This window comes from Streptomyces sp. NPDC104313 (assembly GCF_055583985.1).
Window position 1 is genome coordinate 259,603 of record NZ_JBVJMW010000004.1, and the last position, 21,605, is coordinate 281,207.

19 protein-coding genes and 4 pseudogenes are annotated in these 21,605 nt (G+C 72.2%); 12 read left to right on the top strand and 11 right to left on the bottom strand.

Going from position 1 to position 21,605, the window contains the following annotated elements:
- Window positions 1–334: 334 nt before the first annotated feature.
- Entirely contained in the window at window positions 335–760 is a 426-nt protein-coding gene (gene panD / locus ACZ60Q_RS11310) for an aspartate 1-decarboxylase (RefSeq protein WP_469631712.1), read from the top strand.
- Between the two features lie 659 nt (window positions 761–1,419).
- Here the strand turns inward: panD and ACZ60Q_RS11315 are convergent.
- The 5 genes from ACZ60Q_RS11315 to ACZ60Q_RS11335 form a co-directional block, all read right to left on the bottom strand.
- Window positions 1,420–2,817, bottom strand: coding sequence for a type III PLP-dependent enzyme domain-containing protein (locus ACZ60Q_RS11315; protein WP_469631715.1), 1,398 nt, complete (start codon window positions 2,815–2,817; stop codon window positions 1,420–1,422).
- Window positions 2,818–2,910: 93 nt separating this feature from the next.
- Window positions 2,911–3,708 (bottom strand): family 1 encapsulin nanocompartment shell protein, encoded by a 798-nt coding sequence (locus tag ACZ60Q_RS11320; protein WP_469631718.1) that lies wholly within the window; start codon window positions 3,706–3,708, stop codon window positions 2,911–2,913.
- Window positions 3,708–4,781, bottom strand: a complete 1,074-nt coding sequence (locus tag ACZ60Q_RS11325; RefSeq protein ID WP_469631721.1) for a Dyp-type peroxidase — start codon at window positions 4,779–4,781, stop codon at window positions 3,708–3,710. The genes ACZ60Q_RS11320 and ACZ60Q_RS11325 overlap by 1 nt, the downstream gene beginning before the upstream one ends.
- Before the next feature lie 355 nt (window positions 4,782–5,136).
- Complete coding sequence (gene gndA / locus ACZ60Q_RS11330) at window positions 5,137–6,576, bottom strand: NADP-dependent phosphogluconate dehydrogenase (protein ID WP_469631723.1); 1,440 nt, start codon at window positions 6,574–6,576, stop codon at window positions 5,137–5,139.
- Window positions 6,577–6,704: 128 nt separating this feature from the next.
- On the bottom strand, window positions 6,705–7,238 hold the full coding sequence (locus tag ACZ60Q_RS11335; RefSeq protein WP_469631725.1) for a DUF5709 domain-containing protein: 534 nt from the start codon (window positions 7,236–7,238) through the stop codon (window positions 6,705–6,707).
- Between the two features lie 383 nt (window positions 7,239–7,621).
- On the opposite strand from ACZ60Q_RS11335, the pseudogene ACZ60Q_RS11340 reads away from it, so the two are divergent.
- From ACZ60Q_RS11340 to ACZ60Q_RS11350, 3 genes and pseudogenes are all read left to right on the top strand, one after another.
- Window positions 7,622–7,699: pseudogene (locus ACZ60Q_RS11340) on the top strand (hypothetical protein); the annotation flags it as partial.
- Between the two features lie 49 nt (window positions 7,700–7,748).
- Window positions 7,749–7,892 carry a hypothetical protein gene (locus ACZ60Q_RS11345; protein WP_469631728.1) on the top strand — a complete coding sequence of 48 codons (144 nt, stop codon included), beginning with the start codon at window positions 7,749–7,751 and terminating at the stop codon, window positions 7,890–7,892.
- An 89-nt stretch (window positions 7,893–7,981) separates the two neighbouring features.
- The gene (locus tag ACZ60Q_RS11350) at window positions 7,982–9,565 is read left to right on the top strand and encodes a carboxylesterase/lipase family protein (protein WP_469631731.1); all 1,584 of its coding nucleotides are present in this window, start codon (window positions 7,982–7,984) and stop codon (window positions 9,563–9,565) included.
- 228 nt (window positions 9,566–9,793) lie between these two features.
- Here the strand turns inward: ACZ60Q_RS11350 and ACZ60Q_RS11355 are convergent, their stop codons facing one another.
- Window positions 9,794–10,156, bottom strand: a complete 363-nt coding sequence (locus ACZ60Q_RS11355; RefSeq protein ID WP_469631734.1) for a hypothetical protein — start codon at window positions 10,154–10,156, stop codon at window positions 9,794–9,796.
- 95 nt (window positions 10,157–10,251) lie between these two features.
- Between ACZ60Q_RS11355 and sigJ the strand changes: the two genes are divergently transcribed.
- Window positions 10,252–11,202 (top strand): RNA polymerase sigma factor SigJ, encoded by a 951-nt coding sequence (gene sigJ / locus ACZ60Q_RS11360; protein WP_469631736.1) that lies wholly within the window; start codon window positions 10,252–10,254, stop codon window positions 11,200–11,202.
- Here the strand turns inward: sigJ and ACZ60Q_RS11365 are convergent.
- Window positions 11,163–11,738 (bottom strand): GNAT family N-acetyltransferase, encoded by a 576-nt coding sequence (locus ACZ60Q_RS11365; RefSeq protein ID WP_469631738.1) that lies wholly within the window; start codon window positions 11,736–11,738, stop codon window positions 11,163–11,165. The genes sigJ and ACZ60Q_RS11365 overlap by 40 nt on opposite strands.
- Before the next feature lie 570 nt (window positions 11,739–12,308).
- Between ACZ60Q_RS11365 and ACZ60Q_RS11370 the strand changes: the two genes are divergently transcribed.
- The 4 genes and pseudogenes from ACZ60Q_RS11370 (at window position 12,309) to ACZ60Q_RS11385 (ending at window position 16,543) form a co-directional block, all read left to right on the top strand.
- Entirely contained in the window at window positions 12,309–13,454 is a 1,146-nt protein-coding gene (locus tag ACZ60Q_RS11370; RefSeq protein ID WP_469631741.1) for a S1 family peptidase, read from the top strand.
- Window positions 13,455–13,672: 218 nt separating this feature from the next.
- Window positions 13,673–13,906 (top strand): annotated as a pseudogene (locus ACZ60Q_RS11375) (discoidin domain-containing protein); the annotation flags it as partial.
- A gap of 213 nt (window positions 13,907–14,119) precedes the next feature.
- Window positions 14,120–14,881, top strand: a complete 762-nt coding sequence (locus tag ACZ60Q_RS11380) for an isocitrate lyase/PEP mutase family protein (RefSeq protein WP_469631744.1) — start codon at window positions 14,120–14,122, stop codon at window positions 14,879–14,881.
- Window positions 14,882–15,196: 315 nt separating this feature from the next.
- Window positions 15,197–16,543 carry a transglycosylase family protein gene (locus ACZ60Q_RS11385; protein WP_469631746.1) on the top strand — a complete coding sequence of 449 codons (1,347 nt, stop codon included), beginning with the start codon at window positions 15,197–15,199 and terminating at the stop codon, window positions 16,541–16,543.
- Here the strand turns inward: ACZ60Q_RS11385 and ACZ60Q_RS11390 are convergent.
- Window positions 16,513–17,709 (bottom strand): DMT family transporter, encoded by a 1,197-nt coding sequence (locus ACZ60Q_RS11390; RefSeq protein WP_469631748.1) that lies wholly within the window; start codon window positions 17,707–17,709, stop codon window positions 16,513–16,515. The genes ACZ60Q_RS11385 and ACZ60Q_RS11390 overlap by 31 nt on opposite strands.
- A gap of 244 nt (window positions 17,710–17,953) precedes the next feature.
- Between ACZ60Q_RS11390 and ACZ60Q_RS11395 the strand changes: the two genes are divergently transcribed.
- Window positions 17,954–18,658 carry a (2Fe-2S)-binding protein gene (locus ACZ60Q_RS11395; protein ID WP_469631751.1) on the top strand — a complete coding sequence of 235 codons (705 nt, stop codon included), beginning with the start codon at window positions 17,954–17,956 and terminating at the stop codon, window positions 18,656–18,658.
- Between the two features lie 36 nt (window positions 18,659–18,694).
- On the opposite strand, the gene ACZ60Q_RS11400 is transcribed toward ACZ60Q_RS11395, so the two are convergent.
- Window positions 18,695–19,057, bottom strand: a complete 363-nt coding sequence (locus ACZ60Q_RS11400) for an STAS domain-containing protein (protein WP_469631754.1) — start codon at window positions 19,055–19,057, stop codon at window positions 18,695–18,697.
- Between the two features lie 221 nt (window positions 19,058–19,278).
- Window positions 19,279–19,794 carry a MarR family winged helix-turn-helix transcriptional regulator gene (locus ACZ60Q_RS11405; RefSeq protein ID WP_469631756.1) on the bottom strand — a complete coding sequence of 172 codons (516 nt, stop codon included), beginning with the start codon at window positions 19,792–19,794 and terminating at the stop codon, window positions 19,279–19,281.
- Between the two features lie 86 nt (window positions 19,795–19,880).
- Here ACZ60Q_RS11405 and ACZ60Q_RS11410 point away from each other — a divergent pair, with 86 nt between their 5' ends.
- The gene (locus tag ACZ60Q_RS11410; RefSeq protein ID WP_469631758.1) at window positions 19,881–21,056 is read left to right on the top strand and encodes a PP2C family protein-serine/threonine phosphatase; all 1,176 of its coding nucleotides are present in this window, start codon (window positions 19,881–19,883) and stop codon (window positions 21,054–21,056) included.
- A gap of 25 nt (window positions 21,057–21,081) precedes the next feature.
- Here ACZ60Q_RS11410 and ACZ60Q_RS11415 read toward each other — a convergent pair.
- A pseudogene (locus tag ACZ60Q_RS11415) lies at window positions 21,082–21,255 on the bottom strand (winged helix-turn-helix transcriptional regulator); the annotation flags it as partial.
- Between ACZ60Q_RS11415 and ACZ60Q_RS11420 the strand changes: the two are divergent.
- Window positions 21,249–21,536: pseudogene (locus ACZ60Q_RS11420) on the top strand (RidA family protein); the annotation flags it as partial. The pseudogenes ACZ60Q_RS11415 and ACZ60Q_RS11420 overlap by 7 nt on opposite strands.
- Window positions 21,537–21,605: the final 69 nt, after the last annotated feature.

Genomic DNA, 21,605 nt, shown 5'->3' on the forward strand with positions numbered 1-21,605 from the left:
TGCTGGGTTGCCGTGCCAAGCTCCCGCGCGGCCGGTCCTCCGGTAGCCGTGAGTATGCAACCGCTGCCCGCTCGTCGATGTGATGGCGATCACAGGTGCTCGGCGAGAGAGCTGTGCGGGCCTCTGTAGACGTCCCGGTGGAGCGTGGAGCGTGGAGGGTGAGGGGAGCCCTTTGGTGTTGCCTGACGAAGCATCAGGGAAGTCGGCAATTGGTCAGCATGAGTCCTGAGAAGCCTGGGGAACGCTGCCCGGACATGCGCCTCGTTGTAAGGTGAGGAAACAGCCCTTGACCTGCAAAAACGCAGGCAGGGAGCCTAGGGTCAGGAGTACCTCGATGATACGTACGATGTTCAAGTCCAAGATTCACCGGGCCACCGTCACCCAGGCCGACCTGCACTACGTCGGCTCCGTGACGATCGATGCCGCCCTGATGGAGGCCGCCGACCTGCTGCCCGGTGAGCTGGTCCATATCGTTGACATCGACAACGGCGCCCGCCTGGAGACGTACGTCATCGAGGGCGAGCGCGGCTCCGGTGTCATCGGGATCAACGGCGCGGCCGCCCACCTCGTGCACCCCGGTGACCTGGTCATCCTGATCAGTTACGCACAGGTCGACGACGCGGAGGCCCGTACCCTCGTGCCGCGGGTCGTGCACGTGGACGCGGGCAACCGGATCGTGGCGCTCGGTGCTGACGCCTCGGCGCCGGTTCCCGGGACCCGTACGGAGCGGAGCCCGCAGGCCGTCGTAGCAGGCGGCTGAGGCCGGCGTCCGCGTTTCCGGACGAGCGCCGTCCACGCTTTCGCATCGATGGCGCCGGTCGCGGATCCGGACGGATCCGGCCAGGTCCGGGCAGCTCGCCGGAGTCCTGCCCCCTCTGGACGGCCCGGCACACATCGGCTCGCGCCGCTGCCGCTGGACGCATGTGTGGACTCGGCAGGCGCGGGCAGCCGCTCCGGGAGACGGTGGAGGAAAGCTCCAGCTGTCCATTTCGTACCGTTGTGGAGGATCGCGATGACCCACCCGTACCCCGACCCCGTACCGCCTTCGCCGACGCCTCCGCCCGTACCGGGCCCGCCCACTCCGGTGCCCAGCCCGCCGCCCGTGCCGCCGGGCCCCGGACCGGTGCCGCCCGGACCCGCGCCCGACCCGATCCCGCAGCCGCCGGCGCCGGGCCCGGATCCCGTACCGGATCCGGAGCCGCAGCCCGCCGGGACATGACCGGCGGCCGGGTCCGGTCCAGGCCGGCGCCGGTGCTCGGCCGGGCCGTTCGGTCGGGGTGAGGAGTGCCCGGGCCGTGATGTACGGCCCCGTTCTCCGCAGGCCCGCCCCGCGGAGAACGGGGCCGGCGATGTCCGTCGGCCGGCCGGCCGCACCGCCCGGGGCGGCCGGCCCGCCTCGGCCGTACCGGGCCCGTCCGCTCAGTCGCCCGGCCCGATCAGCGCGTCCGCGTGCGCGAGACCGCTTTCCGCCGCGATGTCGTCCAGCGACTGAGCGTCCCGCACGGTCACGAATGTCACCGGTCCGTCGTGTCCCGGTCCGTGGTCTCCCGGACCGTCCTCCTGCCCCGCCACCGCCCGGAATCCGTACACCGCGGGACGGGGCAGACTGTTGTACGCCCACGGGGTGGAGAAGTAGTACGCCCCCGTGTCGTACAGCACGACCACATCGCCCTCGGCCAGCTCCGGCAGCTCCCTGCCGTACGCCACCACGTCCCCCGCGAAGCAGCACGGCCCCGCGATGTCCTGCGCCAGCGAGGGCCCGCCCTTGGGAGTGCCGTCCGGGCCGAACGCCCCGATCCGCAACGGCCAGGCGTCGGGCATGAGGACGGTACGGGTGGCGGTCTGCGCTCCCGCGTGGGTGAGCGCGATCCGGCGGCCCCCGGCGTCCTTCGTGTACTCCACCCGGGCACCGATGAACCCGTTCTTCGCCAGCAACGACCGGCCGAACTCCGTTACCAGGGAGTAGCGGCCGGAGAAGAGGCCGGGGGCGGCCGCCGTCAGGGCCGCCACGTAGTCGGCGTAGCCGGGGCGCACGGTCTCGTCGGCGAAGTTGACCGGAAGGCCGCCGCCGATGTCCAGGCTGGTGACCTGTCGGACGCCCAGCGTGGCGTTGATCTCCTCGGCCAGCTCGTACGTCTGTGCCACCCCGCCCGCGATCAGCTCCAACGGGCAGCCCTGGGAGCCCACATGGGCGTGCAGCCGGGTCAGCCACGGTCGCTCCCGGAAGGCCCTCACGATCGCCTCGCGGGCCCCCGGGTCGCGCAGCGCGACCCCGAATTTCGACGTGTCGGTCGCCGTGCTCATCGGCCCGATCGAGCCACCGCCCACCTGAGGGTTGACCCGCAGTCCGAGGACCGATGCGGTGTCCGGGTTGCGGAGGGCGTCGATGCGGCCTAGTTCGTCGAGGCTGTCGGCGTTGACGGCGACGCCGAGGGCGAGCGCCAGCCGGATCTCCTCGCGGGTCTTGGCGGGGGAGTCCAGGACGATACGGGACGCGGCGAACCCGGCCTCCACGGCCAGCCGCAGTTCACCGGGGCTCGCCACCTCGCATCCCATCCCGCGACCGGCGAGCAGCCGCAGCACCGGTACGAGGGAGCAGGCCTTGGCCGCGAAGGTGTGCAGCACCCCGGGCGTCGCGGCGAAGGCGTCGTGCAGGGTCCGGACGGAGGCGCGCACGCCCTCCGTGTCGATGAATCCGGCGACCGGGCCGGCCTCGCCCAGCAGCCCCTGCCCCACGGCCGCCCGGACGACGGCGTCGAAGCGGGCGGCCGGTGGTGCCGAGCCGCCCTCGTGGTGCGCGGAAGTCGTCTGCGTCATACGGCCAGAGTCCCTGATGGTGGCCCCCAGGTCTTCGGCGGAACGGGGGCGCCCGGTCGCCCGGCCACGCGCCGGTGAGCGCCCCCGGAGAGATCAGGCGATCAATCCGACCACGGCCTCCGGCGTCAGCATCCGGAAGGTGAAGGCCTGCTGGAAGTAGAGGTGGACGCTGGTGGCGTCGTGGTCCGCGTAGCCGATCGACAGGTCCTGACCGAGGCAGAGCTCGAAGTCTCCGCCCCGGGTGGAAAGGAGCACCCCGCCCTTGACCGCGGGCGCCCACAGGATCTCGTCGTCCACCAGGCGGCTCAGGTGCGTCTTGACCGGATACCCGTGGTCCGAGGTCTCGGCCGCCTCGGTGAACGCGTCCGCGCCGAGCAGCAGCCGGTACGGTCCGTCGACACCGGCCAGCCGCAGCCGCGTCACGGCCTGGCTGACCGCCACCGGATAGTCCCGCGCGTCGGCGGGCAGCGGCAGCGGATCGTGCGAGGAGCCGTCCCGCAGGCCGGTGATCCCGGCCGCCCCGTACCCGTCGATGATCGCCATGTCCTCGGCGAACGCACAGGTGCGGGCCGCGTCCTTGACGGGCTGCCAGTCGCTGTCGGCCGAGCCGCGCTCCACGTCGTCCACGGCCTGGCGGGCCACCGTGAACGGCACCCGCCACTCGATGACCGGCGTCGACGTGCGGGCCCGGGCCACCACGTCCGGGGTGGGCGGATCGATGTCGGTCAGATGGCCGTCGCCCACGGCGGCCAGCGTCGGACCATCCGGCTCGGACACATCGACGACGCGACGGCCGACGACATGACGGCGGAAGGTGCGCCGGGCCTCCTCCTCGATCTCGACCCAGGCGGACGGAGTGACCGGCGCGAGTTCGCGGTGCAGATTGTTCATCACTGGGAGCTTTCTCGCAGGCTGCCGATGCGCAGCGAACCGTGGTCCGCCCCGGCCGCGAGAGGCTCCTGCCGGACCGGTGCGGGCACCGGTTCCGGCCGGTCCCCGGTGCGGGTCAGGACGGGCGGGGGCGGCGGAGCGTCGAGGAAGTCGGCGCGGGGGGCGAAGAAGAGGGAACCGGTGACCGCCGTGGAGAAGTCGAGGATACGGTCGTGCGTCCCGGGCGGATCGCCGAGGAACATGTTGCGGAGCATCCGCTCGGTCACGTCGGGATCGGCGGCGTACCCGATGAAGTACGTACCGAACTCGCCCTTCCCGAAGCTCCCGAACGGCATGTTCGCCCGCAGGATGTCCCGTTCGGTGCCGTCCGGGTCGGTGATCGTGTTGAGCACGAGGTGGGAGTCGGCGGGCTTCTCGTCGTCGGGGAACTCCACGTCGTCCAGCTTGGTGCGGCCGATGACGCGTTCCTGCTCCTCCACGGAGAGCGCGTTCCAGGACGTCAGGTCGTGCAGGTACTTCTGTACGACGACGTAGCTGCCGCCCTCGAACCCCGGGTCGTCCTTCGCCCCGACGAGCGCCGCCGAGCGGGCGTCGTCGCCCACCGGGTTCTCCGTACCGTCCACGAAGCCGAGCAGGTCCCGGTGGTCCAGGTAGCGGAAGCCGTGCGTCTCGTCCACGATCCGCAGGGCGCCGCCGAGCTTGTCGAGCAACTGGGCCGCCCACGCGTAGCAGACGTCCATCCGCTCGGCCCGGATGTGCAGCAGCACGTCGCCAGGGGTCGCCGGGGCATGGTGAAGAGGCCCCCGCAGCTCCGGGAACGGGTGGAGGCGAGCCGGGCGCGGCCCGGCGAAGAGCCGGTCCCAGGCGCTGGAGCCGAAGCCGGCGACACAGGCGAGAGCGGACTCCGGGTACCGGAAGCCGAGCGACCGGGCGACGGCCGCGAGTTCCGGCAGCACGTCCCGCACCGCGTTCTCGCCGCCCGGCTCGATCGTGCCGACCAGGAACAGCGCCGCGTTGGTCAACGGAGCCACGACGGGCTGGACGGAGACGGGGTCAGGGACGGCGTCGGGCATGCGCGCACTCCACTACGACGGTGTACGGACGGCGGTGAATCGACGGTGGTGGACAGTCGGGGCCGGGCATCACGATGAACAGGGCTCGCAGCCACTAACCCACGTCCCGTCCCCGGCCGCACGCCGGGCGCGCCCGGCCGGGGGAGCGCACGGGCGCATGGCGAGCGAGCAGTGGCGCGCCGCGGACGGGGCGATCACCCCGGGACGCTCCGAGTACCAGCGCGGTCGCATCGAGGCCCACGCCACCACCAGGCTGAACGGAGACATCGCGCACCTGCCGGCACCCGAAGGCCGGGACACCGAGACGGACGGGAGTGCGTCACAGACCGTACCGACGGCGTCGCCCGCGGGCGCGTCACCTTTCGACTTCGGTCCTGTCACCGCCCCAGAGGGTGTGGAACGTGCCGTCGCGGTCGGTGCGGTGGTAGGTGTGTGCGCCGAAGTAGTCGCGCTGGCCCTGGGTGAGGGCGGCGGGGAGACGTTCGGCTCGCAGCGAGTCGTAGTAGGCGAGGGTGGCGGCGAAAGCCGGGGTGGGGACGCCCTGGGTGACCGCGGTGGCGATCACGGTGCGCCAGTCTCCCTGTGCGGCGGCGATCTCCTCCCCGAAGCTCTTGTCGGCGAGGAGACTCGGCAGCCCGGGCCGGGCTGCGTAGGCGCTCGTGATCCTGTCGAGGAACGCGGCCCGGATGATGCAGCCGCCGCGCCAGATCGAGGCGACCTCGCCGAGATCGATGTTCCAGTCGTACTGCTCGCTGCCGGCCGCGATCTCGTGGAAGCCCTGGGTGTAGGCGACGATCTTCGAGGCGTACAGCGCCTGCTCGACCTGGTCGGCGAATGCCGCCGCCTCGTCCTTGCCGAGCTTGTGAGCGGTCGGTCCGGCCAGATGGCGTGAGGCGGCACGGAGGTCGGCGTGACCGGAGACGGAGCGGGCGAAGACGGCCTCGGCGATCCCGGAGACGGGAACACCCAGGTCGAGGGCGATCTGCACGGTCCAGCGGCCGGTGCCCTTCTGTTCCGCCCGGTCGAGCACGACGTCCACGAAGGGCTTCCCGGTCGCCTCGTCGACATGCGAGAGCACTTCCGCGGTGATCTCGATGAGGTAGGACTCCAGGCGCCCGGTGTTCCAGGTGCGGAAGGTGTCCGTGATCTGCGCGGGGGAGTACCCGGCCACGTCGCGGAGCAGGTGGTACGCCTCGCCGATCAGTTGCATGTCCGCGTATTCGATGCCGTTGTGCGTCATTTTCACGAAGTGCCCGGCTCCGTCGGGGCCGATATGCGTGACGCACGGGGTGCCGTCCTCGGCCTTCGCGGAGATCTTCTCCAGCATCGGCCCGAGGGAGTCGTACGACTCCTCGCTGCCGCCCGGCATGATGCTGGGTCCTTCGAGCGCGCCCTCCTCGCCCCCGGAGATGCCGGTGCCGACGAAGTGGATGCCCTGCTCGCGCAGCTCGCGCTCCCGGCGGCGCGTGTCCTCGAAGTGCGCGTTACCTCCGTCGATGATCACAGCGCCGGCTTCGAGGAGAGGCGCGAACTCCGCGATCACCGCGTCCGTGGCCTCCCCGGCCTTCACCATGATGACCAGGCGCTGCGGCCTTTCCAGGGCCGCCACGAAGTCCTCGGCGCTCTCGGTCGCGATGAAATCACCCTCGTCGCCGAACCGTTCGACGAGTTCACGGGTGCGAGCGGCTGTGCGGTTGTGCAGAGCGACGCTGTATCCGTTGCGGGCGAAGTTCCGGGCCAGGTTGCGTCCCATGACGGCAAGTCCGGTCACGCCGATCTGAGCAGTGCCGCTCATCTGTGTGCTCCTGGGGATCCGAGTACGTTCGGTGCGTTCGGCCTTCGTGGTGCATGGTGCGTTTGGGGCAGGGGTGTACGGGCCCGGGGACAGCCGTGTTCAGGGCCGGGCGCTCGCCGACGGGCCGCTCAGGGCGAGGGCGAGGCGGACCCCCCACCGGTGGCGGGTCCGGTTCCGGGGCCCGGACCGGCCTCCAGGGGCGCTTCGTCGTCCCCCGGCTCGGGGATCACGTGCATCGCGGCCTCCTCGGCCGACGCCGCCGCACCGTCGATGCCCACGTCGCTGGCGGTGAGGGTGGCCGGGACACTTCCGTCCGCCTGCTGGGTCAGCCGTCCGGCGCGGGCGACGCCGACCTCGTCGTCCCAGGGCTCGCCGTCGCCGCCCGCCAGGTCGCCCACGCCGTCGCCGGCGGTACCGTCCGGCTCGGGCACTTCCCTGGTCAGCCGGGCTTCCAGGGACTCGCCGGTGTGCCGCTCGTTGCCCGTGGTACCGAGGCCGTCGACCACCCAGGGGCGGTCCGGCGGTGCGTAGCCCTCGTCCAGCGGGTCTCCGGTGCCGGACGGATCCATGAGAGTGTCCCCGGCATCGAGCTGTTCGTCGGGGTCGGAAGCCTCGGGTTCCTGGGGCTGGTAGACGTCGTCCCCCCAGTCGGTGTCGCTCATGGCGCGTCCTTTCCTCCGGGAGTACCGAATGCCGCTGTCCCCTGTACGCAATTCCACTCCGGTCCTGCTCCGGCCGCAAAGGGAAGATCGGATCTCGGGGCCCGGACCGGGCGTCGCGGACCGGTCCGTATGCAGGTCGCGGCCCGTTCGCCGCACATCCGGAGAGCCGGGCCGGTCCGGGGAGTGCGGGCACAGATCGTTCGAATCGGCCATGAGGCCGGCCGCCGGGATCACCGGGATCACCGGGCTCACCGGGAGCGTGGTGACGACCACCCGACCGGTGTCGACGGCACGGGCCGCTTTTCCCACGACGGCCGGGCGACCGGTTCGCCTTCGAGGACCCGGCGGGCGAGACGGTCTCATGGACGTTCGTCGGCGTCCGTGGAGTCGACGACGAGGCTCCGGAATCGGCCGTGCGGAAGAACCTCAGCACCGTCCGGCTGGTTGACAGCACACCCTGACGCCCGACCCCCGGACCGGGGCCTTTCCCACCGCACGTACACTCGGCCCATGGGACGCGGCGCCGAACCGGGGTTACGCCCGCACCAAGCCGCCTCCGCGCTGCCCCCGGCCGCCACCCGTGCGGCTGTGCCCCCGGCGCCCGAGGACGCGGCGTCCGGAACGGGCCGTACCGCACTGCACGGCCACGGTTAGCGGTCCACGCGGCGGTTCCCGACCGCAGTAGCCCGGCGATCCCGGCCCCGGCGAGCGCCGGACGGAGCGGCAACGGAGGAGCGGGAGCCATGGACGTCTTCACGACGAAGTCCGGGAGGGTACGGGGGCGACGCGCCGCCCGGGACCGCGGCATCGTCGCCGTACTCGGACTTCCTTACGCGGCACCGCCGTTCGGCGTCCGTCGGTTCCGGGAGCCGCAGCCGGTGGAACCCTGGGACGGTGTGCGGGACTGCACCGCCTTCGGGCCGGTGGCCCCCCAGTCGGCCGAACTGCCGGGCGCGCCGACCTGGGCGCCCGGTGACGAGGACATCCTCACGCTGAACGTCTGGACGCCCGCGGACGGGCCCGGCGACCTGCCCGTGCTGGTCTGGATCCACGGCGGCGCGTACGTCTTCGGGTCCTCGGCCCAGCCGGACTTCGACGGCACGGCACTGGCGGGCCGGGGGCTCGTCGTCGTCACCCTCAACAGCCGCCTCGGCTTCGAGGGGTTCGGCCACGTGCCGGAACGCCTGGACGCCGACAGCGGCATGTCTGTGCCCGACGTCGACGTTGGCATGCCTGTGCCCGATGCCGACAGCAGAGCCGCGGCCTTCCCCGACAACAGGGGTCTCCTCGACCAGATCGCCGCCCTGGAATGGGTCCGGGACAACATCTCCGCGTTCGGCGGCTCGCCCGACCGGGTCACTCTGGCCGGACAGTCGTCGGGCGCCACCTCCGTGGCCTGCCTGACGGTGGCCGACCGGGCGCGCGGCCTGTTCCGCCGCGCCGTCCTGCACAGCGCCGTCAACGCCTTGGCCACGGTGGAGCAGGCGTCCCGCACCACCGCCGAGGTCGCGGCGGCGGCCGGGGTGCCCGCCACGCGCGACGGGCTGCTCGCCGCCCCGCCCGAGGCCCTCGTGGCCGCGACGGACCGGGTCTGCGAACGGTACGCACAGGACCCCGGCTCGGGGCGGCGTCACTACGACCCGGCGATCTACGGCCCGGTCGCCGACTGCGTCCTCCTGACCGGTGACCCGCTGGAGGCACTGGCGGCCGGAGCGGGCGGCGCGGTGGAGCTGCTGGTCTGCCACACCACGGAGGAGTACTGGCTCCTGGACGCGGTCGGCAGCAGTGCGAAGATCACGTCGGAGGAGCAACTGGCCTCTTTCGCGACCGACTTCGGGCTTCCGGTATCGCTCGTCGAGGGCCACCGCGAGCGTCTGCCGGACGCGTCGGTTCTCGATGTCTACCTGTCCCTCTACTCCGGCCTCCTGTTCGCCGAGTACAGCACCCGCCTCGCCGAGGCGCACGCACGGGCGGGCGGGCGGGTCTTCCTCGCCCGCTTCGACCGCCGCCGGGACCCCGCGGGGCGGCGGGTGCGCGCCTGGCACTGCGCGGACATCCCGTTCGCCTTCGGCAACCTCCACGAGGAGAGCGTCCACTTCCTCGTCGGTGGCCCGCCCGGCGCGGCCGACCAGGAACTCTCCCGGCGTATGACCCGTGCCTGGGCCGGGTTCGCCGCCCATGGCGACCCGGGCTGGGCACACCTCGACGGGGCCGCCGGGAGCGGGGCGACGGTACGGATCTGGCGTACGGCGGCGGAAGAACCCGGGGCGGAGCACGACTTCCGCGATCTGTGGCGTACGGCCGGACTGCCGTCGCAGGCGCCCTGAGGGTCCCTCGTAAGATCCACCGTCCCGGCAGCGGCGGGCCCCGCCGACGCGAGCCCGGGGCCGGGCTCCCCCCTGCGCGGGGCCGGGCCGGGCTCTCGTCCCCCCGAAGCCGCCCGAGTGGACCGGCCTGCGGCCCGCGTGCCGTGCCCCTCACACAGGAGCAGGGCGTGACCGCATCGCGGACACGGCACGGTTCTGGCCGCCTCTTCCCGTGCTCCGCGGCGCATCTCAGCGCCGGGCAAGGGCGAGCAGGCTCAGCCCGAACATCAGGACTCCCAGGGGGAGATGGACCAACGGGAGGTGCGCGATGCCGACCACGACCTGGACCGAGGCCAGGGCCAGGAAGCCGGACGCGTGCAGGACGGGCCGGGGCGAGCCGCCACCCGGCCTCCAGGCCAGTACCGCCGCGAGCACGTACAGCATCGACGCCCCGTACATCACCCGTGCGCCGACGCTGTGGAGCGTCTCCCCGTAGGGCGAGGTCAGCAGCAGTCCGGAGGAGACCGCTTGAAGGAAGATCGTCAGAGTCTGCAGGGCGATCGCGATCCGCAGAAACGAGAACGCGCGCCGTGTCGGCACCGGAGTGGCCATGCCACGCCCCTTTCCGCCCGTGGGCAGTCGATCGATAGGGTTGTACCAACCTGACGACGCGGGCCGGCGGAAGGTAAGGCGAGGGGGTCGGGAGCATGGGGGCGGAAGGGGCGGGCGCCGAGGGGGCGGCCGGTGAGCGCGGCCGACTGCTCAACGTGGCCTACCGGTTGCTCGGGTCGCTCACCGAATCCGAGGACGCCGTGCAGGAGGCCTTCGCACGCTGGTACGCACTGCCGCGGAGCCGGCGGGACGACATCGCGTCGCCCCCCGCCTGGCTGACGACGGTGACCGGCCGCATCTGCCTGGACGTGCTCGGCTCGGCGCGGGTCCGGCGCGAACGCTACGTCGGCGCGTGGCTGCCCGATCCGCTGCCCGACCCCGTCGAACGCGGCGAAGGCCGAGGCTCCGACCCCGCCGACCGGATGGTCCTGGACGAGTCGGTGACCATGGCCTTCCTTGTCGTCCTGGAGACGATGACCCCCGCCGAGCGCGTGTCGTTCGTCCTGCACGATGTCTTCCGCTACCCCTTCGCGGAGATCGCCGACGTCCTCGGCCGGACCCCCGCCGCCTGCAAGCAGCTCGCGTCCTCCGCCCGGCGGCGGGTGCCCGACGCGGGGACTCCGGTGGCGGCGGACGCGCGGCCCGATGTGGTGCGGCGCGTCAAGAAGGCGTGGGAGAGCAAGGACATCGCGGCCCTCGTCGACCTCCTCGACCCGTCCGCCGTGATGACCACCGACGGCGGCGGTCTCGTCGGCGCCGCCCTGCGCCCGATCGAAGGAGACGCGCGTATCGCCTCGTACATGGTTGCCGTCGCCGACCGGGCCCCGGGGCTGGAACTCCTGGAGCGGTCGGTCAACGGTGCGCCGGGCCTGGTGGCTCTGCGGGACGGTGTCGTCCTGACCGTCGCCTCGTTCGACGTGACCGAGGGTCATGTCGCCCGGATCTGGGTGGTCCGCAACCCGGAGAAGCTGCGGCCGTGGGCGTCCCGCCAAGTCGACGATCGCCTCTACTCGCGCAGGTCGAGCCGCATCAGGACGCGAGGGTGACCGGCCAGTACCGAGGTGGTATCGGCGGCGTGGGCGAACCCGGCGCGCTCGAAGTTCTTCCGGATCCCGGGGTACGCCATCGTCAGGTCGACCTTGGCGTCACCGTTGTCGAGCGGGTACGCCTCGATCGCCGGCGCACCGTGGGCGCGGGCGAACCCGACCGCACCGGCGATCAGGGCGTGCGAGATCCCTTTCCCGCGATGACCGGGGCGAACCCGGATGCACCACAGAGACCAGACCGGCAGGTCGTCGACGTGCGGGATCTTTCGGCTGCGGGCGAAGGAGGTGTCCGAGCGAGGCGCCACGGCGGCCCAGCCGACCGGCTCGTCGCCGTCGTGGGCAATCACCCCCGGCGGGGGCTCCGCACGGCACAGTCCGGCGACGTACTCACCGCGGTCCGGACCGCGGAGCTCGGTGTTGAGCTTGGACGGAATCCGGTAGCTCAGGCACCAACAGACATGTGCGCCGGGTGACTTCGGGCCCACCAGGGTGCGAACATCCTCGAATACCGAAGCCGGACCAACTGCGATAGTCATGGCGCCACGATGCCACGACACACTCGGTGACGCCCGCGGGGAACCGCTCGCGCCCTCGCCGGGCGCGAACACGGGCGGGTGCCCTCGCCGAACGCGAACCGGGGTCCCGGGGTGCCCCGCCCTCGGTGCGGCGGCAGCCGCAGCGCCTCGGAGCCTTCGCGCACGTCGTGCACGAGCCGGATCCTCCCCACCGGACTGCCGTGCTTGTCCGTGGTCACCAGGGCCGCGTCGTCGTTGTTGAGGCACCGCCCGCGAGCGTCCGGCCCGGGGCGGAACAGGACGTAGCCGCTCCGCCGGTCGACGCGGCCGCCCCCGCCCCCGCCTCCGTTCCCTTGACCGTAGGACCCGTGCCTGCGGGCAGGATGAGTACGCCTGATCGACCCGGCACGCGGCATCCTCGAGCACCGCTTACCAGCCCTTTCCGCCATTGGCATGGACCTGATCATCGAACTCCGCTACAGTCCGGGACGGCACATCTGAGAGCGCTCTCAAGCGGCACGATCAGCATGCGCTCCCGGACGCCTCCCGTTCCACCCCCACGTCGCTGGAACAACAGGAAGGGTCACTCCCTTGAGACATGCAACCGTGTTACGGACCGGCCTGTCCGCACTCCTGCTCCTCGGTGCCTGGGCCGCTGCCGGTCCGTCGTCAGCCTCCGCCGCCCCCGCCGGTTCCGCGGAGACCCCCGCCTCAGCGGCCCTGCTCACCGCTATGCAGCGCGACTTCGGCCTCACCGAGGGCGAGGCCGTCGCGAGGCTCGCCGACGAGAAGGCGGCCACCGCCCTGGAGCCGAAGGCGCAGCGCGCCGCGGGTTCCGCCTTCGGCGGGTCCTGGTTCGACGCGAAGACCGGCAAGCTGGTCGTCGCCGTCACGAACGCCGAGAAGGCCGAGGCCGTACGGGCCGCCGGCGCCGACGCCCGGCTCGTCGAGCACTCGGCCGAGCGGCTCGACGCGGCGAAGGCCCGCATCGACGCCCTGCCCGCACCGTCCGGCGTGAGCAGCTGGCACGTCGACCCGGCGACCAGCAGCGTCGTCGTGAACGTCGTCGCCTCCGAGAAGCGTGACAACGATGTCCGGTCTTTCGTCGCCAAGGCCCGTGAGGCCGGCCCCGTGACCGTGGAGATGACCGCCGAAGCGCCGGGGACCTTCGCCGCCGGAACGGTCGGAGGTGACCCGTACTACACGGGCAACGTCCGCTGCTCGATCGGCTTCTCCGTCCACGGCGGCTTCGTCACCGCCGGGCACTGCGGCGGGGCCGGCCAGTCCGTACGTGGCTGGGACGGCTCGGCCATCGGCAACTTCCAGGGCTCGTCCTTCCCCGGCAACGACTACGCCTGGGTGAACGTGGCCAACGGCTGGTGGACCGTGCCGGTCGTCATCGGCTGGGGCACCGTCTCCGACCAGCTCGTCCGCGGCTCGAACGAGGCGCCGATCGGTGCGTCGATCTGCCGCTCCGGCTCCACCACGCACTGGCGCTGCGGCAACGTCCTCGCCAAGAACGAGACCGTCAACTACAGCCAGGGCGCGGTGCACCAGATGACCAAGACGAGCGTCTGCGCCGAGGGCGGCGACTCCGGCGGCTCGTTCATCAGCGGCGACCAGGCCCAAGGCGTCACCTCCGGCGGCTGGGGCAACTGCTCCGGCGGCGGGGAGACCTGGTACCAGCCGGTCAACGAGATCCTCAACCGGTACGGGCTGACCCTGCACACCGCGTGATCCGGGGGAGTCGTCCCGCCGTCCTCCCCGGTGGGGCGGCTCCCGCCGACGGGTGAGGGTGAGGGCGCCGAGGTCGCGAACGGCCCGGGCGCCGGATCCCGTCGGCCCGGAAAGTATGAGTGGGCGGTCCCGCCGTACGCGGGGCCGCTCGCTCGTGCGTGCTCCCGGGGCGCTTCGCCCCCGTCGCCCAACAGTCCTCGCGCGCTGCATCGTTCACAGACAACAGCCCGCCGGTCATCAGCGGGATGACCGTTGACAACGCCTCAGCCGTCCAGGCGGGCAAACCGTTCACGTTCAGCGCCTCCGTCTCCGGCCCGGACGGCGACGCGCTCACCCACCGGGTTCTGGTCACCTCCAAGTACATCGACGACAGCGGTCAGTTGGTGGACGCGGCCTTCACCGATCGGGGTGACGGCACCTTCCAGGTGACCGCGCCGGACAAGCTCGGAGTCTCGCTCTACGAGTTCGGCGTCCACCGGAACTGATCCGGCAGGGCCGCGAAGCCCTCCGAGCCGCCCCATCCCCGCTGTCGGCCCGGAGAGAGCCCGTGGCGGCCACGGACATCCGTGGCCGCCACGGGCTCGTCATGGCGACGGCAGCCCGTATATGCGGCGGCACCCCGTCGGCACGTTGTTTTCCGGCGTTGCGGGGGTAGCGTCCTCGACATGGACCTTCGTACCACCGTCGAGCGCGCTCAGCGCCTCAAGCAACTGCACGCCGACCACAAGCCGCTCGTGCTGCCGACCGTCTGGGACGTCTGGTCCGCGCGGACGGCAGCTGATGCCGGGTTCCCCGCGCTGACGGTCGGCAGCCATCCGCTCGCCGACTCCCGGGGGGCCGCCGACCAGGAGGGACAGACCTTCGAGGAGGTGCTCGCCGCCGTCCGGCCGATCATCGCGGCGGTCGACATCCCGGTCTCCGTGGACCTGGAGGCGGGTTACGGACAGAAGCCCGCGGATCTCGTCGCCGGTCTCATCGAGGTCGGCGGTGTCGGCCTCAACATCGAGGACACCGTCCACTCGGAGGGCGGACGCCTGCGCACCACGCAGGAGCACGCGGGCTACGTCGCGGGCCTGCGAGCGGCGGCCGACGACGCTGGGGTCCCGGTCTGGGTCAACGGGCGCACCGACCTCTTCCTGCACGCGGAGAACGCCTCCGGCGTCCTCGACGAGGCCATCGAGCGGCTGAAGGCCCTGGAACAGGCCGGTGCCGACAGCGTCTACCCGGTGCGCATCCAGGACGACGACGAGCTGCTCGCGGCGGTGACCGCCGCCGTTGCCGTCCCCGTGAACTCCACCGCCCATCCCGTCAAGCACGACCTCGAACGCTTCCGCCGCCTCGGCGTCGGCCGGATCACCTACGGCCCCCTGCTGCAATTCGCGATGTCGGACGCGATGAAGGACATGCTCGGGCCGTGGACTCCTTAGGGCCCTTCGCCCGGATGCCGTCCCGCGACGCGGCGCGATAACCCTCCCGCCGCGGCGTGCGATTCGCCGCGGCCGGAGGGTGGCCGGAAGGAACGGGCAGAGGCGCTGGCGCGTGGTCAGGTGGCCGGCCGCCCGCGCCACGTCCTCCAGGGTGGGCGCTCCGGCGGAGCGGAAGTTCGCACCCGGCGGGTTGGTCGGAATCCGGCCACGGACCGGCCAGGGGTGGCCGAGTATCACGTTTTGCTTGTGATCAGCCACGGTGCGGACCTACGTTGCCCCTTGCGAGATGACCCAAAGCCAGTGGGGGAGCCACGTATGGCCGCGAACGGACGGCACCGCAGATACCAGCCGAGCCGGATCAACCGTGCCTCGCTCACGGTGACGGTGGGCGGCGCGGGCATCGCGCTCCCACTCATCACCGCGGCCTCGGCGGGGGCCGCACCGGTCGAGGTCTGGGAGAAGGTCGCCGCCTGCGAGTCCAGCGGCGATTGGACGGTCAATACGGACAACGGCTATTACGGCGGGCTGCAGTTCAGCGGCTCCACCTGGGCGGCCTTCGGTGGCACGCAGTACGCGCCGCGCGCCGACCTCGCCACCCGGGACCAGCAGATCGCCATCGGCGAGAAGGTGCTCGACGGCCAGGGCCCCGGTGCCTGGCCCACCTGTTCCGTACGGGCGGGGCTCACCCGGGGCGGGGACGCTCCCGGGACCGCCCCGGAGGCCGGGACCGAAGCGCAGAGCGCCGGAAGCCGGACCGTCCGGGCCGCGGCCCCGCAGAGCGCGCCGCCCAGGAAGCTCCAAGCGCGTCCCGAAGCGGCGACGCCCACCCATGTGCCGGGCAAGCGCGATTCGTACACCGTCGCGAGCGGCGACTCCCTCTCCGGTATCGCGTCCGCCCAACGGGTGCGCGGCGGTTGGCAGGGCCTCTACGCGGCCAACCGGACCGTGGTCGGGGGCGACCCGGACCTGATCCTCCCCGGACAGCGGCTGAGCCTCGACCAGAGCCGAGTACCGAAGACGGGGGAGGGGAAGAGCTCCCCAAGCCCCGAGCGGAAGACCGCCCCGAAGCCCTCCGCGGCCACGCCCGAGGCGAAGAAGGCGGACCAGCCCAAGGACCGGCCCAAGGCTGAGCCCACCAAGAAGGCACCCGCGCAGGCCGCGCCCAAGAAGGAAGCCCCCGAGCAGCGGGCGCCCAAGAAGGAAGCACCCAGAAAAGAAGCGCCGAAGGAGCGGCCCGCTCCGGAGCGCGCCGTGAAGCACTCCGGATTCAGCGCCCCGGTGTCGGCCGGCACAGGTACTCCCTACCGGCAGGCCGGCGGCTGGTCCAGCGGCTATCACACCGGGGTGGACTTCCCCGTGCCCACCGGGACATCGGTGAAGTCGGTGGCTCCGGGCCGCGTCGTCTCGGCCGGCTGGGCCGGAGCGTACGGCTACGAGGTCGTCATCCGGCACAGCGACGGCAAGTACAGCCAGTACGCCCATCTCTCCGCGCTCCACGTGCGCGCGGGGCAGTCGGTCTCCGGTGGGCAGCGCATCGCCCGCTCCGGCTCCACGGGTAACAGCACAGGACCGCACCTGCACTTCGAGATCCGTACGGGTCCCGGCTACGGCTCGGACGTCGACCCGCTCGCCTACCTCCGGGCAGGCGGCGTCAGGGTCTGAACCGTCCGCTCGGAGCGGGAGCGCCGCAGGGTGGCTCCGCCGCTCCGCCGCTGTTCCGTGAGCGGGCCCGGCGCGCCGAACTCCACCCGCGGCACCGCCTGCCCCGGCGGCAGGGGCGACGACATGCGCGTCATGGGCAGCCGCCCCGACGCGGGTTCCGGCACGACCGGTGACGGCCCGGGGTGTCCGTCCTCCACGACCGGTGACGGCGAGGGCCGTCCGTCCTCGTGCCCTTCCGGTCCGGGGACCGCGTCCCCCGGACCGTAACCGGCGGCCTGGCCGGCGCGCCGCGTGCCGGGAGTCCACGCTCCGGCGTCCGTGCGCGGCTCCTGGGCGTGCTCCGTGCGCAGCCGCTCCCGCGTCAGCATGATCAGGCCGCCGGCGGCCAGTATCCCGCAGGAGAGGGCCAGGACGGTTCCCGGGACGCCGTGGCGGAAGTGCTCGCCGAACAGCGTGATCCCGATCGCGGCGGCCACCACCGGGTTGACCACCGTCACCGTCGCGAGCGGAGCGGTGAGGCCCGCGCCCCGGTAGGCGGCCTGGGAAAGGAACAGGCCCACCGCCGCGAGCCCGGCGATCACCAGCAGTGGCAGCGCGCCCGAGCGCACCGATCCGGACGTCCACTCCACGGCGACGGTCTTGGTGAACACCGAGGCCATGCCGAACGCCACTCCGGCGCCGGTGGCCAGGACGATGCTGCGCAGGACCGGCCGGCGCAGCGTACGTGCGAGCACGACGAGCGCGCCGACGGCTCCGAACGTCACCGAGGCCAGCAGCACCTGCTCGGGACCGTCCAGAGTGTGCGGCTCGGCGTTTCCCGTGAGCGCCAGCAGTCCGCCGAGCCCGGCCGTCGCCATCAGGGCGCCGCGCCAGGCCGTCGCCCCCGCCCTCCGCCCGACGAACAGGGCCGCCATCGGCAGCGCGAAGACGATCGTCAGCGCGCCGAGCGGCTGGACCAGGCTGAGCGGACCGTACGCGAGCGCCACCACGTGCAGGACCGCACCGGCCCCGTTGAGGAGGACGGCGACCCACCACACGCCGTTGCGCAGCAGGGCATGCAGGGAGTGGTCACAGGTCGCGGCCACGCGCTCCTGGATGATCGCCCCGGCCGCGTAGGCGACCGCGGAGATCAGTGACAGCAGCACGGACAACGCAAGGGAACTCATGTACACCACGATGTCCCGTCCGGGGCCCCACGTCGTCGTCCTTGAGACTGCATTTCGGCCTACTGCCCCAGTAGTACGCCCGACGGACCGACGTCCTCCTCCCGACGGTAGTCCTCTCGCCCCCAGCCGTCAGAAGTTACCGCCCGGCGGATACGGTGAGCCGCGAGGACGACACCGCCGGTGTCCGTAAGGACGATCACGGGAGCGGGCCCGGAGGCGGGCCGGGAACCGAGGGGGACGGGGCATGGACCTGGTGCTACTGGGATCGGTCGGGGGATTCTTCGCGCTGCGGACCACAGCGGTGCCGGGCGGTGGGCACCGTCCGCTGCGGGAGTTGTACGCGGGGGACAACGGCCCTCTCGCGGCGCGTGTCGACAAGGTCGCGGACCGCCTCGCGGCCCCCGAGCGCAGGGTGGCCGCCTCCATCGCCCATCTCGGGCTGGCCGCCCGGATCTGGTCCCTCGCGCTGGGCCCGGCCGCGCTCTTCGGGCGGATCCCCGCACTGACGCCCGACGCCCTCCACTGGGACCCGTCGGCCACCTCGCCGGACGATCTGTGGCTCGCGGGGATGTCCGAGCTGCCCGGCACGGCGGCCCGGATCCGCGAGGAGGTCCAGTACGGGCATCTGGACCCGCTGTCCGAGGCGTTCCGGCGCGACGGCAACATCTCCCCGCAGCTGCTGCGGGGAAACGCGGGGTCCGCGCTCGCCGGAGCCGTACGTGAACTCGTCGCCTTCGCGCGCGCCCACGACCGGCCGGACGTGGCCGTACGGGCCCGCACACTGGCGGCCGAGCTCTTCGACGACGAGGCACTGCGCCGCACCGGGGCCCCGCACGGTCCGGCGTTCCGGAGGCGCAGCTGCTGCCTGTACTGGCGCTGCCCGGGCGGTGGGCTGTGCGGGGACTGCGTGTTCGACCGGGCGCCCGGGCAGGGGGCGCAGGGGCGGTAGCCGTCCCTCCGCCCCTGCCCGGGCGGCCCGAGGGCGTCAGGAAGGCAGTACGGCGTCGATGGCGGCGTCCACGGACGGCAGGACGGGCAGGGCGCTGTCGAGGCCGATGATCTCGATCAGGCGGCGCATGAACGGGGACGGGGCGGCCAGCCGCAGCCGGACGCCCAGAGCGGTGTGTCCCTGAAGGAGCACATTCACCGTCGTCGAGTCCGCGAAGCCGACGCCGGACAGGTCCACGACGACCGGGCCGGAGCCGTCGTCGGCCGCCGAGGCCAGGGCGAGGCCCAACGGCGTGACGCTGTCGATATCGAGGTCACCCGACACGGTGAGGACCAGGGCGTCCCGCTCCTGTCGGGTGGTGATTCTGACGGCTCTGTCTTCGTTGGGCGATGAAAGCACGGAAGGCACCTCGGGCGGATCGGAAGGGGCGGAGAGCCGTTCTGCCGGACGGGTCGGCATGGTTCCGTCCCTGGTCGCGGCGGGGTACGGCATAACGATAGAAGTAACAGTTGCCATTTGACAACATTCTCCATCGGGTAACAATCTGATCCCCTACGGTTGCCCGGCCGGTCTGCCGAAGGCGGAGAACCGATGGATGCGGAAGCAGGAGCTGGATGGAGCTAGGCGCTGTCCGCGACATCATCGCGGAGTGGGGAGGCGGCTGTATCCCTTTGCGGGGAAAGGCGCTCCGAAGCGGCGGTGTGGAAGGCCGCGAGTCCCTCGGCGAGAGCGGCGAGGGCGGCGGGATCCATCCGCTCCAGCACGGCGTTCAGTTCGCCGGCACGCAGGGCCCGGTGTTCTTCCAGAAGGGTGCGACCACGCAGACTCAGCCGCAGTTCCACTTCGCGACGGCTGGTCGGGCTGGGCGCCCGCTGGACGAGCCCCATCGCCTCCATCCGGTCGCAGAGCCTGCTGACGGAGGGGGCACGCGAGCCCAGGGCTTCCCCCAGCGCCCGCAGATTGGTGCCCTCCTGCTTCTCGATCACGAGCAGGGCCCGAAGCTGGGAGGGCGATACGGTTCCCGAAGCGGCGGATTCCTGGCCCCGGCCCCACAGCACCTCCAGCAGCTCCGAGGCGGCGACGGCGTCGGCGGACGCCTGTTCGCGACCGCTCGGGCGAAATCCTCGGTGGGGCATTCAGCCACTGTGTCACCCGTCAGGCCTGCTTGTCAGCCCGGCCCCAGCCCCTACCACGTCGCAGGACGAAGATTGCGCGAGAGACCGTGAACAGACGAACGGACATCGAGGCCGCCGTACGGGCCGCAGCGCCGCACGCCCTGCTGGCCACCCTGCGCACCAAACTCAGCAGCGCCTACGGGGCCCTCGCGGTGGAGCTCCACCTCGCCGACTACGGTCTGCGGGTCCTTAAATCCCTGGACCGGCCCGACGACGAGAACGAGCCCCTGTCCCTCCACAACAGCCCCGAGGGCCGGGCGTTCGGCAGTCAGGAGCCCCGCGAACAGCAGGTCCGGCACGATGACGCCGTCGACCACCACCTGCCCGTGACCGTACGGGGCGAGCGGCTCGGCATCCTCACCGTCCGGCTGCCCCAGGCCCTGTCCACCCCGGAGCTGGTCGGCGAGCTGACCCACATGGCCGACCTGCTGGGCCATGAGATCCTCGTCGCCGAACGGGACACCGACCTGTACCAGCGCGCCCGGCGCACCACCCGCCTCACCCTCGCCGCCGAGATGCAGTGGCAACTGCTGCCCGCCCGTGCCTGCACCGCCGCCGAGTTCGCGATCGGGGCCCAGCTGGAGCCCGCGTACGCCATCCACGGCGACAACTTCGACTGGGCCGCCGATGCCGACGAGCTGACCCTCGCGGTGACCAACGGCATGGGTGAGGGCATACAGGCCTCCCTCCTCACCAATCTCGCCGTCAACGCCCTGCGCAACGCCCGCCGGGCCGGCATCGGTATCGCGGACCAGGCGGCCCTCGCGGACCAAGCGCTCTACGACCAGCACCGCGGCGCCTCCCACGTCTCCACGCTGCTGCTCCGCTTCGAGCTGGCGACCGGGCGGGTCGGCGTGGTCGACGCGGGATCGCCGCAGCTGTGGATGCAGCGTGGCCGGGAGGTCCGTCGGATCGGACTGGAAGCACAACTGCCGCTCGGCATGTTCGAGGAGTCGCAGTACACCGTCCAGGAGTTCCACGTGGAGCCCGGCGACCGGCTGCTGCTGCTCAGCGACGGCGTCTACGAGGCGGTGTCCCCGCTGGGCGAGGCGTACGGGGAGCGCGCGCTGGCCCGCGCCATCCAGTCGACACGGCTGCTTCCGGCCGCCACCGTGCCGCGCGCGATGCTCGGCGAACTGGCGGAGTACCGGGGCGCGGAGACACTCGACGACGCACTGGTGCTGTGCCTGGACTGGTTCGGCCGGCCGGACGACGGGGGCTGAGCCGGCCGACCCCGATCGACAGGCCTCAGGCGTCGAAGGCGCGGCGGGAGGCCTCGATGTGACCGATGTGTTCATGGGTCCAGTCGCACATCACATGGACCGTCCGGCGCAGGCCCTGCCCCGGCTCCGTGAGGGTGTACTCGACCCGCGGGGGCACGGTGGGGTGCACACACCGCTCGACCAGTCCGTAGCGCTCCAGTCGGTGCGGGCGACCTCGCCGCACAGATCGAGCAGGTGTACGTCAACATCGGCACGGCCCTCGCCGCGGTCGGCGGCACCTTCGACGACGTGGCGAAGCTGACCGCGTACGTCGTCGACTGGACGCCCGAGAAGATGCCCGCGTTCCTGGAGGGCGTGGACCGGGCCGCCGCGAGACTGGGCACCACGCCCGTAGCGCCCGGCACTCTGGTGGGCGTCGCGGCCCTGGACATCCCCGAGCACCTGGTGGAGGTCGAGGCCACCGCCGTGCTCGACGCCTGACAGGAGAACCCGGTGCCGAACGGGCGGACGACAGGCGGCGCGGCCTCATCCTCACACTCGGGGATCTCG

Excerpts from the sequence above, each read along its gene's own strand:
- panD (WP_469631712.1), top strand. The coding sequence starts at position 335 with ATGATACGTACGATGTTCAAGTCCAAGATTCACCGGGCCACCGTCACC.
- ACZ60Q_RS11315 (WP_469631715.1), bottom strand. The coding sequence starts at position 2,817 with ATGACGCAGACGACTTCCGCGCACCACGAGGGCGGCTCGGCACCACCG.
- ACZ60Q_RS11320 (WP_469631718.1), bottom strand. The coding sequence starts at position 3,708 with ATGAACAATCTGCACCGCGAACTCGCGCCGGTCACTCCGTCCGCCTGG.
- ACZ60Q_RS11325 (WP_469631721.1), bottom strand. The coding sequence starts at position 4,781 with ATGCCCGACGCCGTCCCTGACCCCGTCTCCGTCCAGCCCGTCGTGGCT.
- gndA (WP_469631723.1), bottom strand. The coding sequence starts at position 6,576 with ATGAGCGGCACTGCTCAGATCGGCGTGACCGGACTTGCCGTCATGGGA.
- ACZ60Q_RS11335 (WP_469631725.1), bottom strand. The coding sequence starts at position 7,238 with ATGAGCGACACCGACTGGGGGGACGACGTCTACCAGCCCCAGGAACCC.
- ACZ60Q_RS11345 (WP_469631728.1), top strand. The coding sequence starts at position 7,749 with ATGGGACGCGGCGCCGAACCGGGGTTACGCCCGCACCAAGCCGCCTCC.
- ACZ60Q_RS11350 (WP_469631731.1), top strand. The coding sequence starts at position 7,982 with ATGGACGTCTTCACGACGAAGTCCGGGAGGGTACGGGGGCGACGCGCC.
- ACZ60Q_RS11355 (WP_469631734.1), bottom strand. The coding sequence starts at position 10,156 with ATGGCCACTCCGGTGCCGACACGGCGCGCGTTCTCGTTTCTGCGGATC.
- sigJ (WP_469631736.1), top strand. The coding sequence starts at position 10,252 with ATGGGGGCGGAAGGGGCGGGCGCCGAGGGGGCGGCCGGTGAGCGCGGC.
- ACZ60Q_RS11365 (WP_469631738.1), bottom strand. The coding sequence starts at position 11,738 with ATGACTATCGCAGTTGGTCCGGCTTCGGTATTCGAGGATGTTCGCACC.
- ACZ60Q_RS11380 (WP_469631744.1), top strand. The coding sequence starts at position 14,120 with ATGGACCTTCGTACCACCGTCGAGCGCGCTCAGCGCCTCAAGCAACTG.
- ACZ60Q_RS11385 (WP_469631746.1), top strand. The coding sequence starts at position 15,197 with ATGGCCGCGAACGGACGGCACCGCAGATACCAGCCGAGCCGGATCAAC.
- ACZ60Q_RS11390 (WP_469631748.1), bottom strand. The coding sequence starts at position 17,709 with ATGAGTTCCCTTGCGTTGTCCGTGCTGCTGTCACTGATCTCCGCGGTC.
- ACZ60Q_RS11395 (WP_469631751.1), top strand. The coding sequence starts at position 17,954 with ATGGACCTGGTGCTACTGGGATCGGTCGGGGGATTCTTCGCGCTGCGG.
- ACZ60Q_RS11405 (WP_469631756.1), bottom strand. The coding sequence starts at position 19,794 with ATGCCCCACCGAGGATTTCGCCCGAGCGGTCGCGAACAGGCGTCCGCC.